This window comes from Nocardia nova (genome assembly GCF_002933465.1).
Classification (GTDB): domain Bacteria; phylum Actinomycetota; class Actinomycetes; order Mycobacteriales; family Mycobacteriaceae; genus Nocardia; species Nocardia nova_B.
Genome location: NZ_PSZE01000031.1, coordinates 19,149 through 31,496, shown reverse-complemented (window position 1 = coordinate 31,496; position 12,348 = coordinate 19,149). Strand labels below are relative to the sequence as shown.

The 12,348-nt window shown below is 67.8% G+C and carries 13 protein-coding genes and 1 tRNA gene; 7 read left to right on the top strand and 7 right to left on the bottom strand.

All coding sequences use genetic code 11. From position 1 onward, the window contains the following. Positions 1 to 46: 46 nt before the first annotated feature. A complete protein-coding gene (gene bioB / locus C5E41_RS27540; RefSeq protein ID WP_258081299.1) occupies positions 47 to 1,141 on the top strand; it encodes a biotin synthase BioB in 1,095 nt (364 codons plus the stop codon). Positions 1,142 to 1,340: 199 nt separating this feature from the next. Here the strand turns inward: bioB and C5E41_RS27535 are convergent, their stop codons facing one another. The 3 genes from C5E41_RS27535 to C5E41_RS27525 form a co-directional block, all read right to left on the bottom strand. Next, a complete protein-coding gene (locus C5E41_RS27535; protein WP_104378651.1) occupies positions 1,341 to 2,003 on the bottom strand; it encodes a recombinase family protein in 663 nt (220 codons plus the stop codon). Positions 2,004 to 2,450: 447 nt separating this feature from the next. After that, positions 2,451 to 3,002, bottom strand: a complete 552-nt coding sequence (locus C5E41_RS27530; protein WP_104378650.1) for a YbhB/YbcL family Raf kinase inhibitor-like protein — start codon at positions 3,000 to 3,002, stop codon at positions 2,451 to 2,453. Positions 3,003 to 3,035: 33 nt separating this feature from the next. Beyond that, a complete protein-coding gene (locus C5E41_RS27525) occupies positions 3,036 to 4,385 on the bottom strand; it encodes a M20/M25/M40 family metallo-hydrolase (RefSeq protein WP_104378649.1) in 1,350 nt (449 codons plus the stop codon). A 261-nt stretch (positions 4,386 to 4,646) separates the two neighbouring features. Here C5E41_RS27525 and C5E41_RS27520 point away from each other — a divergent pair, with 261 nt between their 5' ends. Together C5E41_RS27520 and C5E41_RS27515 are read left to right on the top strand one after the other, a co-directional pair. Next, positions 4,647 to 5,300, top strand: coding sequence for a hypothetical protein (locus tag C5E41_RS27520; RefSeq protein WP_146097709.1), 654 nt, complete (start codon positions 4,647 to 4,649; stop codon positions 5,298 to 5,300). Between the two features lie 3 nt (positions 5,301 to 5,303). After that, a complete protein-coding gene (locus C5E41_RS27515) occupies positions 5,304 to 5,672 on the top strand; it encodes a hypothetical protein (protein WP_104378647.1) in 369 nt (122 codons plus the stop codon). A 30-nt stretch (positions 5,673 to 5,702) separates the two neighbouring features. On the opposite strand, the gene C5E41_RS27510 is transcribed toward C5E41_RS27515, so the two are convergent. Further along, a complete protein-coding gene (locus C5E41_RS27510; RefSeq protein ID WP_104378646.1) occupies positions 5,703 to 6,608 on the bottom strand; it encodes a sterol desaturase family protein in 906 nt (301 codons plus the stop codon). A gap of 172 nt (positions 6,609 to 6,780) precedes the next feature. Here C5E41_RS27510 and C5E41_RS27505 point away from each other — a divergent pair, with 172 nt between their 5' ends. The 4 genes from C5E41_RS27505 (at position 6,781) to C5E41_RS27490 (ending at position 9,603) form a co-directional block, all read left to right on the top strand. Then, positions 6,781 to 8,256: a sensor histidine kinase gene (locus C5E41_RS27505; RefSeq protein WP_258081298.1), complete on the top strand. Its 1,476-nt coding sequence runs from the start codon at positions 6,781 to 6,783 to the stop codon at positions 8,254 to 8,256. Next, complete coding sequence (locus C5E41_RS27500; RefSeq protein ID WP_104378645.1) at positions 8,253 to 8,909, top strand: response regulator; 657 nt, start codon at positions 8,253 to 8,255, stop codon at positions 8,907 to 8,909. The genes C5E41_RS27505 and C5E41_RS27500 overlap by 4 nt, the downstream gene beginning before the upstream one ends. A 186-nt stretch (positions 8,910 to 9,095) precedes the next feature. Next, entirely contained in the window at positions 9,096 to 9,410 is a 315-nt protein-coding gene (mihF, locus tag C5E41_RS27495; protein WP_030516894.1) for an integration host factor, actinobacterial type, read from the top strand. Between the two features lie 107 nt (positions 9,411 to 9,517). Further along, positions 9,518 to 9,603 (top strand) — tRNA-Leu (locus C5E41_RS27490). Positions 9,604 to 9,787: 184 nt separating this feature from the next. On the opposite strand, the gene C5E41_RS27485 is transcribed toward C5E41_RS27490, so the two are convergent. The 3 genes from C5E41_RS27485 to C5E41_RS27475 form a co-directional block, all read right to left on the bottom strand. Continuing rightward, the gene (locus tag C5E41_RS27485; protein ID WP_258081297.1) at positions 9,788 to 10,600 is read right to left on the bottom strand and encodes an SAM-dependent methyltransferase; all 813 of its coding nucleotides are present in this window, start codon (positions 10,598 to 10,600) and stop codon (positions 9,788 to 9,790) included. Positions 10,601 to 10,688: 88 nt separating this feature from the next. Then, the gene (locus C5E41_RS27480) at positions 10,689 to 10,973 is read right to left on the bottom strand and encodes a hypothetical protein (RefSeq protein ID WP_104378643.1); all 285 of its coding nucleotides are present in this window, start codon (positions 10,971 to 10,973) and stop codon (positions 10,689 to 10,691) included. Between the two features lie 9 nt (positions 10,974 to 10,982). After that, a complete protein-coding gene (locus C5E41_RS27475; RefSeq protein ID WP_104378680.1) occupies positions 10,983 to 12,287 on the bottom strand; it encodes a S8 family serine peptidase in 1,305 nt (434 codons plus the stop codon). Between the last annotated feature and the right edge of the window lie 61 nt (positions 12,288 to 12,348).

Below are 12,348 nucleotides of genomic sequence, written 5' to 3'. Positions count from 1 at the left end.
ATGTGCCGCTCTCAATGAAGTTACTGATCACAGCCATACTTGAACGGTGTTCAATCTCGAGGTAGGTTGCCATGACATGACGAGCGGATTGTTGAATCTCTTGGTAGACAAGGCTTTAGGCAGGGTGGCTCCCACAAGAGCAGAGGCGATGGCGCTGCTGGCGGGTTCGGAACCGCTGATCGACGTGGTCGCCGCGGGTTCACGGGTGCGGCGTGAGTTCTTCGGGATGCGTGTCAAACTGAACACGATCGTCAACATGAAGAGCGGTTTGTGTCCGGAAGATTGCGGCTACTGCTCTCAGCGCCTCGGTTCGAAATCCGAGGTACTCAAGTACTCGTGGATTTCACCGGACACCGCAGCGCAGATCGCCGACCATGCGGTACGCGCGGGCGCGAAGCGCGTTTGCCTCGTCGCCAGCGGGCGGGGGCCCGGCGAACGTGACATCACTCGGATCGAAAACACCATCGCCGCAATCAAAGCCGACAATCCGAACGTCGAGATCTGCGCGTGCCTCGGCTTGCTGAGCGAAGGCCAGGCCCAACGGCTCGCGGCGGCGGGCGCCCATGCCTACAGTCACAACCTCAATACAGCCGAAGCCCGCTACTCCGAAATCTGCACAACGCACACCTTCGCCGATCGCGTGGATACACTCGCGCGCGCCGGCGCGGCCGGATTATCTCCATGCTCCGGGGCAATTTTCGGCATGGGTGAGTCCGACGAGGATGTCGTCGATGTGGCGATCGCATTGCGCGAACTCGACCCGGACTCGGTGCCGGTGAATTTCCTGATTCCGTTCGAGGGAACCCCGCTGGGCAACCGATGGGACCTCACCCCGCAGCGCTGCCTGCGCATCCTTGCGCTGTTCCGGTTCTTCTTCCCGGACGTCGAGGTCCGTCTCGCCGGGGGGCGCGAGATCCACCTGCGCAGTCTGCAACCCCTGGCACTGCACCTGGCCAACTCGATCTTCCTGGGCGACTACCTGACCAGCGAAGGCCAGCCCGGCATCGACGACCACCAGATGATCACCGACGCCGGATTCACCGTCGAAGGCGCACACGAGCAAACACTCCCACAGCCTCGCCACGACCTCGTCGCACTGCGCCGACGGGGCGCCGGAACGGATCTGCCCGCCAACACCTGAAGCGATGTCCCACAACGATCGTGATCCCATCACCACGCTCTCGACGGGGACGAACAACGTCAGATCAGAGTCCGAAGCGCGAACCGATCAGGTAGTCGCGGCGTTCAGCCGGTCCCGGTAGATCCGGAATGCCTTGCGGTCGGCGGCTTCAGCGCTCTCAGCGACAGTTTCAGCGGCGGCCAGCAGTGCCCGCTGAACGTTACAGCGGTGCGGTGACGTGCAGGCTGTAGCCCTGGCCGCGTCGTACCTCCTGGCCTCGATGTAGAGCGTGGCGCTCGGTCTCACCGAGTTCGACGGTGTCGCTGGTCAAGTGGCGGGCGATCTTGCCCGGAATCTCGATTCGGATCGGGCCTGGGTCGCCGCCGCCGATGGTCGCGGGTTGTGCGGGTCGGCCGGGCAGCAGGTCGGCCACGGCGGTGCGAATCGCGACCCGGCTCACATGGTGGCGGCGGGCCAGAGCGGCGATGCTCGTCCCTTCGCGGAATTCCCGGCGCACCTTCTCCAATGCTCCGATCGTGGCGACCTGCGGGCGGCGGCCGGATCTGGCGCCTTGTGCCCAGGCTGCGGCCAGGCCCTCGCGGGTGAGTTCGTTTTGCAGGTCGCGCTGGAATTGGCCGACCGAGATCACCACGTTGACCAGCATGGTGGTGGTCGCGTCGGCGGCGGCCAGGTCGGTGATGCCCGACAGTGCCCCGGACAGTACCCGCAGTTTCACGCCGTGTTGCTGGCACCAGTCGCGGACGGCGAGGATGTCGGCGAGGTCGCGGCACAGCCGGTACAGCTCGGACACTGTCAGCCGGTCACCGCGGCGGTCGGTGCTCCGCTCGTCGGTGGATACCCGCGTGTAGACGAGTTCGGCCATCGCAGAGCCCCTTCCGTCCCCGGTGTGGTGTCCGTTCACGGTTCTATCTGTCTTCAAACCCTGTCGTCAATCGGGAGCGGATGGCATTGGATTGGATGGGCTGTTTCCGCATGATTGCGGTGGGTCGAAGGCGGGCTCTGGGGTCGTGTCGTCAAAGGGTCATTTGAAGACATCAACGGATTTCCCAGGCGTCGAGTCCGCGCCAGGACGCCCTGAGCCGACAAGCCAGCCCCATGGGGAGAAGACCCCGACCGGCTACTTGGTCCCGGTCGGGACCAAACGCATTCCGGCGCAACTGCACTGTGGTTCTGACCACAAATCAATTCAGCGGCATAGCCGCTGGTCGAGCCATCGTCGTTGTTTTTCGCGCGATTACTACCGGAACCCTCTGTTTCACGACGGCGGGGCCTTCGGCAGCTACCCGAAGATCCCGCCGACGCGCCGGGACTACTTCTGTTCGTAGGTGCCGACGAGCGTCGCGCGCGCGATAGCGTGCGAGAACAGGTTGAAGCCCAGATATGCCGGGGTCGCGTCCGCGTCGATTCCTAGCGATTCGACGTCCACGGCGTGCACCACGATGAAGTAGCGGTGGTAGCCGTGTCCGGGCGGCGGACCGGCGCCGACGAATCCGGCGAAGCCTCCGTCGTTGCGCAGCTGTATCGCACCGCTCGGCAGGGCGCCGCCTTCGCTGCCCTCTCCGGCGCTGCCCGCACCGGATTCCAGCGAGGTCACCGAAGCCGGGATGTCGGCGACGGCCCAGTGCCAGAAGCCCGAGCCGGTCGGTGCGTCCGGGTCGTATACGGTGACCGCGAAACTCTTGGTCTCGGCCGGGAATCCGCTCCACGACAATTGCGGGGAGATATCTCGGCCGCCCGCCCCGAACACCCCGCTGACCTGTTCGTTACCCAGAGGCTGTCCGTCGGTGACATCGGTGGAGGTAAGGGTGAACGCGGGCAGCTGCGGCAACGCCGCATAGGGATTGTAGGAATAGTCGGGCACGAGGACCGTCCTTTCTGCTAGTCGAGCGGATCGTCAGCTGTGCAACAGGAAATGCTCCATGACGCGCGCGCCGAATTCCAGCGCCGACACCGGCACCCGTTCGTCTACGCCGTGGAACAGTGCGGAGAAATCCAGTTCCGGCGGCAATTGCAGCGGCGCGAAGCCGAAGCATCGAATTCCCAAGCGCGCGAAGGCTTTCGCATCCGTACCGCCGGAGAGCATGTAGGGCACGGTGCGGCCGTTGGGGTCGTGGGCCAGGATCGCGTCGTTCATCGCATCCACCAGATGCCCGTCGAAGGTGGTCTCGTAGGAGTCGAGTTTGGTGATCCACTCGCGCTCCACGTCCGGGCCGATCAGCTCGTCGACCTCCCGTTCGAAGGCGGCCTGCCGGCCCGGCACCACCCGGCAGTCCACGGTGGCCTCGGCGGTCTGCGGAATGACGTTCGCCTTGTACCCGGCGCGCAACATGGTCGGGTTGGCGGTGTCGCGCAAGGTGGCGCCGATGATGCGCGAGATGGTGCCCAGTTTCGCGAGCTGCCCTTCGATATCCGGGCTGTCCGGATCGAAGTCGATGCCGGTCTCCTCGCTGACCGCGGCCAGGAATTCGGCCACCGAATCGGACAGCACCAGCGGGAACGTGTGCTTACCCAGCCGCGCCACCGCCTCGGCCAGAATCGTGACCGCGTTGTCGTCGTGCAGGAACGAGCCGTGGCCGGCGCGAGCCTTGGCGCGCAACCGCATCCAGCCCAGGCCCTTTTCGGCGGTTTCCACCAGATACAGCCGCCGCTCGGTGCCGTCGCGGCGCGGCACGGTCAGCGAGAAGCCGCCGACCTCGCCGACCGCCTCGGTGACCCCCTCGAACAGACCCGGCCGGTTGTCGGCCAGCCACTGTGAGCCCCACTTGCCGCCGTTCTCCTCGTCGGCGAGGAACGCGAACACCAGATCGCGCGGCGGCACCGTGCCCTCGATCTTGAACTGGCGGGCCACCGCCAGCATCATGCCGACCATATCCTTCATATCGATCGCGCCGCGGCCCCACACGTAGCCGTCGCGGATCGCGCCCGAGAACGGATGCACACTCCAGTCCGCGGCCTCGGCCGGCACCACGTCCAGATGCCCGTGGATCATCAGGGCGCCACGGCTGGGATCGGCTCCGGGCAAGCGCGCGAACACATTTCCGCGCCCCGGCGCACCCGACTCCACGTATTCGGTGGTGTATCCGGCCTGCTGCAGCTGGTCGGCCACCCACTGCGCACATTCGCGTTCACCCTTGGTGGTTTCCAGCACCCCGGTATTGGAGGTGTCGAAGCGAATCAGCGTGCTGACCAATTCGACCACTTCGGCTTCCGCCCGGGAGCGGGACTCGCGCTGTACACCTGTCACGCCCCTTTCCTACCACGCGCCGGGCCGGGGCGAATGACGCCGGACCCGGGCGGGCCCGTGAACCCCGCCTCGACGTGCGCCGCGGCACGCTCACATCGCAGCGGGGTCCCGGCGCCCGCTCGGTGCACGCCGTCATTGCGATCTCGCTGATCGAGTTGTCCGGCCGGAGATCAGCGATGGTCGCACGGCGCCCGGCTCGACCGGGGGAATTTCTCGCATATCGGGCGCGCGGATTCCGGCGGCGACACTTACCATTCCGGCATGCGCCGTCGTAGGTGGCTTCGGGCCGTGGTGTGCTCGGTCGTGTTGATCGCCTGTGGCTGCGTCGGCGCGGTGGAACGCGACGCCTTCGAGCAGCAGATCCGTGCTCGCGGGGGCGGCCTGGTGGACGGACTGCCCGCCGCGGCATTCGAGGCGGTGCGAAACCGCTTGGGCACCGGCGACATTCAGGCCAGTGTGGTGATGTTCGTCGCTCCCGAGTCGACGCAGTTCCGGCTGGTCCTGGCCGACCAGCCCGACCAGGTGACCGCATTCCTGGCCGACCACGACGATCTGAGCACCCGCGAACCGGCCGTCTTCCTGCGCGTCCGAACTCCGCAGCGCCCACGCGAACTCGACGACTACTCCTATCGCCTCGGCGTCGTGAGCGCACCGCGGCCGGTGCGCGTCTCGGCCTTCGACAACCTGGACGGCGAATGCTTCTCCCTCGGCGACGTACCCGGCCTCACCCGGCTCGAGTCGATCGTCGAGACAGCCCGCGCCCGCAGTGCCCTCGCCGACGGTGTCGTCCCGGTGGTCGTCGTGAGCCGGTTCGGACGCGACATCCGCATCGTTGCCGACGTGACGTCCGCTCGGTCGGACATGATCGCCGAATTCGATTCCGCCGGTTCGTTTCTCCGTATCCGGCAGGTGTGAACAGTGGCCAGACCGATCGTTTCCGCACTCGGCGCCGGCGTCGGCGCCGGAAGTCTCGTCAGCTTCGTCCTGCCACTGGCGATCTGGCCCGGGGAAGCCCGGCTCACGGCGCCACTGTTCTGCCGGGCCCCCTATCTGGATCCGATGGTGGTGTCGGACACCGTCCACGATTCCGAGGGCACCTCGGTGAACTACACGCTCTACTGCGTGAGCGAGCGCGGCGCCCTGACCGACGAAGGTTTCGCGCTGCCGTTCCTCACGCTGTTCGCGGCGCATATCATCCTGATCACCGCCGTCGTCCTGGTGGCGATGCTGTGGACGCGCACGCCGTCGGCGGATACTCCGGTGGCGTCCGACGCCGTGGAGCTGTGACGCCTCAGCGGCGCGGTCCACGCGGACGAGCTAACCGGTCGTGCCGACGGGGCTGTTCGGTTCCGGCAGCTGTCCGATCGGCGTCCCCGTCGCGTTCTCCCGCCAGCCCGGCGGACCGAAGACATAGCCCAGCCGCCCACGCCAGGTCCGGGCATGCCGCACATCGCGCAGGAGCGCCGCGAATTCGTGATAATTGACCATCAGGGGATTCCCGGTGCCGATGTCGTGCGTGAGCCCGTAACGGATGGGTTCGGATTCGGCGGCGAAACTGCCGAACATGCGATCCCACACGATGAATACGCCGCCGTAGTTGGTATCCAGGTAGGGCTGGTTGGAACCGTGGTGCACGCGGTGATGGGCCGGGGTGTTGAAGACGAATTCGACCGGCCGCCACAGGGTTCGGACGCGCTGGGTGTGGATCGGGAATTGATAGAGCAGCCCGAGGGTGTTGAGCAGGAAGATCATCCACGCGGGGAAACCCAGCAGCGCGGCCGGCACCCACGCCAGGCTGCGCGTCATCGAGGCGATCGGGTTGAGCCAGGGCAACCGGATCGCGGTCGTGAGATTGAAGTAGGTGCTGGAGTGGTGCACCGAATGAGCCGTCCACAGCAATCGGATACGGTGATCGGCCCGGTGCGCCCAGTAGTAGCAGAAATCGGTGACCACCAGTCCCAGCGGCCACACCCACCAGTCGCGCGGTGACAGGTGCAGTGGTGTCCACGAGGCCGCCAGCACGATGGTGGAGAACGGTAGGACGTACTGCAGTAGCGGCTTGGTGAGCTGGCCGATCGCGTAGGTGGCCCAGTTGGTGGCCGCTTCGCGTCCGTACCGGCCGCTGGGTGCGCGGTCGGGGTCGCGGCGCGCGTCCCACCACTCCACGACCATCATCGCGATGAAGGCCGGCACCGCGTACAGCGCCAGGTCCGCGTTGTTCATCCGAACTCCTGTCCCGATCCGTGATCCGGTCGCGCGCGGGAAGCGTCGTCGCGCGCGGCGTGCCACAGCGACGGTAATGCTGCCGACCAGCCGGAACATCGGGCCCGAGAGGGACCGCCGATCCCCCGGCCGAGGGACTCGCCGTCTCGGTCGGCGCCGGTATCGTCGCGGTGTGTGGTGGGAGCGAGCGGTGTCGCCGAGCCCGTGGGCGTTGCCGCGGTGTACTCCACGGCAGCCGGGGACAGAGAGCGCGGCCGAGCCGCAGGGCGGTGAACTGCGTGCGGTTCGCCGGTCGCTGACCCGGCAGTCGGTGGCGGTCGCGGTGGTCGCGGCCGTGGTGGATGCGGTCGTCTTCGCGCTTTCCGGCATCTTCGCGGTAGCGCCCGGCCCGGCCGCCGCGGTGCTGGTGGCCATCGTGGCGGCCGATCTGGCCTTCGCGGCGCCACCGGCGACGGCCGCGGTCGTCGCGGTCGTCCAGGTCGCGATCCGGCTGGCGGTCACGGTCCTGCTGCACCGGCACGGACTGCCCGTGCGGGTGGCGGACGTCGGCTTTCTCGTCGCCGGCTATCGAGCGGGCGCCTGGTTGTCCGGCCGGGCCTCACTGGTCACGGTGCCCGTCCTGGTGCTGGGTGCGTGCGGTGCGCCGCTGATCGCGGGCGGGGCGCCGTCGGCGGACTGGCGCCTGCTGCTCACCTCATCGATCTCCGGTGGCGTCGTGCCCTGGCTGGTCGGCCGCTACACCGCAGGCCGGGGCGCCTACATCGCGGAATTGGAGCAGCGCGAACGCCTCGCCCGCCAGCAGCAGCGGAGCGCGCTGGAACGGGCGCTGACCGACGAACGCGAAGCGATCGCCCGCGACCTGCACGACGTCATCTCCCATCACGTGAGCGCGATCGGCATCCATGCGGGCGCGGCGCGTCTGGCACTGCGCGGAAGTGGCGCCGCCACCGCCGCGGCGACGCGCTCCCTGTCGGCCGTGGAATCGGAGAGCCGCGCCGCGATGGTGGATCTACGCCGTCAACTCGATCTGCTGCACGGCCGCGAGGACGCCGCCCGCCAGCCCGGCATGGCCGATATCGACGATCTGGTCGACCGCGTGCGCGGCGCCGGCCTCGATCTGGCCGTCACCACCACCGGTGCCGAACTACCTCGTTCGCTCGACATCACCGTCTACCGGATCGTCCAGGAACTGCTCACCAATGCCTTGCGCCACGGCGCCGGCAGCGCGCGGCTGACGGTCCGCAACGACGGTACCGGGGTTGAGATCGAACAGTCCAATCCGCTTGCCGACGAGGAGGATTCGAACGTATCCGACGCTTGCGTACCGGCGGTGCGGACATCGGGGCCACTCGATGCGGCAGCGACTGCGCACGGGCCCGATGCGGTCCGCTTCCGGGCGGCGGGTGAGCGTGCGACCGTCCGCGCCACCACACCGGCCGGGGCCGGATTCCGTTCCGGCCGGCGAATGCCGTGGCGAGAATGCGGCGCCGCCGGGCCGGGCGGCGCCGCGCCGGAAGCGACCACGGGCGTGCACCGGGGACTCGACGGCATCCGCCGGCGTGCGGAGCTGTTCGGCGGCAGTGTGGACCACGGCGTCGCCGACGGTTACTGGCGCGTTCTCGTCCGGCTTCCGGGCGGTCGGTCGTGACCCGCACCATCCGGGTCCTCATCGCCGACGACCACGCGATGTTCCGATCCGGACTGCAGGCCGTGCTCGATGCGGCCCCGGACCTCGAATGCGTCGGCGAGGCGGGTGACGGTCGCACCGCCATCGCCGATACCGCGCGGCTGCGACCCGACGTAGCGATCCTCGACATCCGGATGCCGAAACTCGACGGATTGGCGGCCACGGAGGCCATCGTGGCCGCCGGCGGTACCCGGGTGCTGGTCCTGACCACCTACGACAGCGAAGCGAGCCTCGCGCGCGCCCTGCAGGCCGGCGCCAGCGGCTTCCTGCTCAAGACGCTGCCACCGGAGGAGCTGATCGCGGCAATCCGCGTGGCGGTGCGCGGTGACGCGATCATCGACCCGTCGATGACCCGCCGCCTGGCCGCCCGGCTGGCCGACACGCTGGCCCCGGCGCCCCCTCCCGATCACGCCCTGACCGCCCGGGAACAACAGGTTCTCGTCCTGCTCGCCGACGCCCGTAGCAACAGCGAAATCGCCGCCGCCCTGGGCGTCGGCGAGGAGACCGTGAAGACCCACGTCTCCAGGATTCTGGCGAAACTGCAAGTGCGCGACCGCATTCAGGCCGTCGTGTACGCCTACCGGCACGGCCTGGTGCGATCGCCCGGCCGCTAGCCGTCCGCCGGGCACCCAGCCGACGTGGGCGAATCGTGGCAAATTTCCCGCATCTCGGGTAACCGAACCCCCGCCACCACCGCCGAACCGGGATTATCCTCGCGGTGTGTCGACCCATCACCGGGCTGCCGGTGATGTTCAATCGGTGCCGTTGAGGTTCCAGCGAACGAGTGAAAGGTTAGAGACATGGCACTTCCCACCATGACCGCCGAGCAACGCTCAGAAGCGCTGGCCAAGGCGGCCGCGGTCCGTAAGGCGCGGTCGGAACTGATCGAGCAGATTCGCAAGGGCTCGGTCTCGTTGGCCCAGGTGCTCGAGCGTGCCGACAAAGAGGACCTGGTCAAGAAGACGAAGGTCGCCGCGGTCATCAAGGCCCTGCCCGGCATCGGGCCGGTCAAGGCGGCAAAGCTGATGGACGAAGCCGATATTCCGGTCGACCGCCGTATCGGCGGCCTGGGGTCCCGTCAGCGTGCCGCACTGCTCGAGGCGTTGACGAACTAACCCTCCCGAAGGCGGCGCTCAGCAGCTACTCGCAAGCCCGGGACCTGCACGGACACCCGTGATTTGGACCTTGCGGAGAGATCCGTTAACCTTGCTGAGCACCACCGGTCCGGGTGGCGGAATGGCAGACGCGCTAGCTTGAGGTGCTAGTGCCCTATTAACGGGCGTGGGGGTTCAAGTCCCCCTCCGGACACTGTATGTAACTTGGAGTTACAGATAACCCCCCGGCTTCGGCTGGGGGTTATCTGTTTCCTGGGGTCCTATGGCCATGTTTCTGGGGTCAGCCTGCGGGAAGATGCCACGGTCGGATACAGCCCGACCGCGTCGCCCCTGCTTCGGCGGTGCCGGCGCAGCACCGCAGCATGCGCCTTCGGCGCTCACACCTTCTTACCGACCGCGCCGTACAGCGACACCTTCTTGTCGTGGTCGGCGGGATGTTCGATGCCCTCCTGCCGCCACCGATGAATGACCTCGACACCCGGCTCGACGAGTTCGAGGCCGTCGAAGAAGCGGGCGACCTCGTCACGACTGCGTGGACGCACCGGAATGCCCTGATCCAGATACACCTGCAGCAGCCGGCCCATCCCGTCGGGATCGCGGTCGCCGTTGTCGAAATCCGTGGTGACGTGGCTCATCGCGAGATACGAGCCGGGGGCCAGCGCATCCATCAACGTGTTGACCATGCCGTAGACGTCACCGGGCACGAAGTGAACCACCGCCATCAGCGAAATCGCCACCGGCTGCGACAGATCCAACGTGTCGCGGAGCTCGCTGGAGCCGAGGATCGCCTCGGGATTCGCGGCGTCGGCCTGCACATAGGTGGTGCGGCCTTCGGGTGCGCTCACCAGCAATGCCCGTGCGTGCGCGAGCACGATCGGATCGTTGTCGACATACACTACCCGCGACTCGCACGCGTGTCCCTGCGCGACCTGATGCACATTGGGTTCGGTCGGAATCCCGGTGCCGATGTCGAGGAACTGGCGCACACCTTGCTCGGCGAGATAGCGCGTCGCGGTGCGCATGAATTCGCGGTTGGTGCGCGCGGTCAGGCGGACCGCCGGAAAGTTCGCGAGAGCGGTCTCGGCGGCGCGGCGGTCGGCCTCGTAGTGGTCCTTGCCGCCGAGAAAGTAGTCGTACATGCGGGCTGGGTGTGCCACATCGGTGCGTAGGTCGACCGGATGATCGGACACGAGAAGGCTCCTCGATGGTTGGGAACGTATCGCCGATATAGCGCAGACTGTCAAATTCGGCAGCGGGACGGGGTAATTCGTGCCGCGATCAGGCCGGGGCGGAGTCGTCGGGCGGGAGCCGGGGCGACCGAGGATCGGGCCCGGCGTCGTGTGCGGGGCCGATGCGCGGATCGGCGAAGATCTCGGCCGCATCCGAGACCGCCGCCGCCCGCGCCGCTGCCGCATCGCTCACCCGCAGGGCATACAGGTGTTGCTCCGGGTCCACCGCGACGAGGCCGTAATCGAGGTCGACCTCGGCCGCGGTGAGGTGTAATTCGCGCAGCGCCGCCGCCAGGGTGGCGTCGGTGGAGAGCCGGACGGTGAGCAGCGGCATGGTTCCACGCTACGCGCGGATCTCGGTGTTCTTCAGCTCCGCCAGCAGCGCGGCGGCGTTCACCACACCGAATCCGTAGTCGTGGTCGAACCCGCCGGGCTGTGCGGTTGCGGTGCGCCGCACCAGGTCTCGCAACTGGGCCGGTGCCAGCTTGCTCGCCGGATAGACCGTGCGGATCGCCGCGACCAGTCCGGCGGCGACCGGGCAGGCCGCCGACGTTCCGGTATCGGGCTCCTTCGCGCCGAAAACCGTCGATCCGAGGAAGTGGGTGTAGCTGCAGATGTCGGGTTTGCGATCGGACAACCGGCCCGGCCCCTGCGAGGAGTAACCGACGCGCTGCCCCTTGGTGTCGACACCGCCGATGCTCAGCACGCTCGGATGCGAATTGGCGCCGCCGATCGGCCGATCCTGGTACGCGCACCGGGAATCGGGGCAGTCGCGACCGCAATTGCCCGCGGCGAACAGGATGTCGGCGCCGGCCGCTTCCAGCGAACCGACGATCACGTTGAACGGATGCGACGGATTGTCGGAGTAGTTGCCCGGCTGCCCCACCGGGAAGTCCCAGTCCGGTGCGAACGCCCCCCAGCTGTTGCTGATCACCAGCGTGCGGGTCGCCTCCGGCTGATCGGTGAGCACGGTGCGCAGATGGGCGTAGGCGGCCAGCGCGTCCGACAGCAGCCCGTCCATCGTGGAGCCGCCGCGAGTCTTGCTCTGCAGTACCGGAATATCGAGCAGCGTGGCGTTCGGCGCGCCGATCAGGGTGTCGAACGCACACATCGATCCGTGGTCGACCGCGAACTGACCGGCCGTGCCGCTCACACCCGGTGGATTCCAGCTGCGCGCGGCGTCGACGGTCACCGGGCCGCCGCGCGCCTGCTCGACGCGGGCGGCGTTGATTCCGGTGTCGACGATCGCGACCGCCACCGATTTTCCGTCCATCCCACCGGCGGCCAGATCGCCGGTGTGCAACAGGGTCTGCACGTCGTGCCAGGTCCCGACCGCCGGATCGCCGCCACAGGTGAGGTTCGTCTCGATCCGCGGGTCGGCGAAAACGCCTGCCACGCCGCGGGTTCCGGTCAGTCGCGCGAGCGTGGTCCCGAGGTCGCCGTCGGGGATCTGCCCGCGCACCACCACCGAACCCGCGCCCGCCTGTTCGGCGGCCACCGTATCCGGGAGGGACAGCGGGGCGAAGTCGTGGTCGAGGTCGAACCCGGGCAATTCGCCGGCGACATCGGCCGGGGCCACCGAGACGGCCGGATCGGCAACTGCGGCAATCAGATCGGCGGAGGGGCGGAGTTGGATGAGTGCGCGCATACCCGCCATCCTGCCGCCAATTGCCGCGAATTTCCCCCTATCGCGCGAACGGAGTGCTCAC

Coding starts and splice junctions, on each gene's coding strand:
- mihF (WP_030516894.1), top strand. CDS start 9,096: ATGGCACTTCCCACCATGACCGCCGAGCAACGCTCAGAAGCGCTGGCC.
- C5E41_RS27510 (WP_104378646.1), bottom strand. CDS start 6,608: ATGAACAACGCGGACCTGGCGCTGTACGCGGTGCCGGCCTTCATCGCG.
- C5E41_RS27475 (WP_104378680.1), bottom strand. CDS start 12,287: ATGCGCGCACTCATCCAACTCCGCCCCTCCGCCGATCTGATTGCCGCA.
- C5E41_RS27480 (WP_104378643.1), bottom strand. CDS start 10,973: ATGCCGCTGCTCACCGTCCGGCTCTCCACCGACGCCACCCTGGCGGCG.
- C5E41_RS27535 (WP_104378651.1), bottom strand. CDS start 2,003: ATGGCCGAACTCGTCTACACGCGGGTATCCACCGACGAGCGGAGCACC.
- C5E41_RS27520 (WP_146097709.1), top strand. CDS start 4,647: ATGCGCCGTCGTAGGTGGCTTCGGGCCGTGGTGTGCTCGGTCGTGTTG.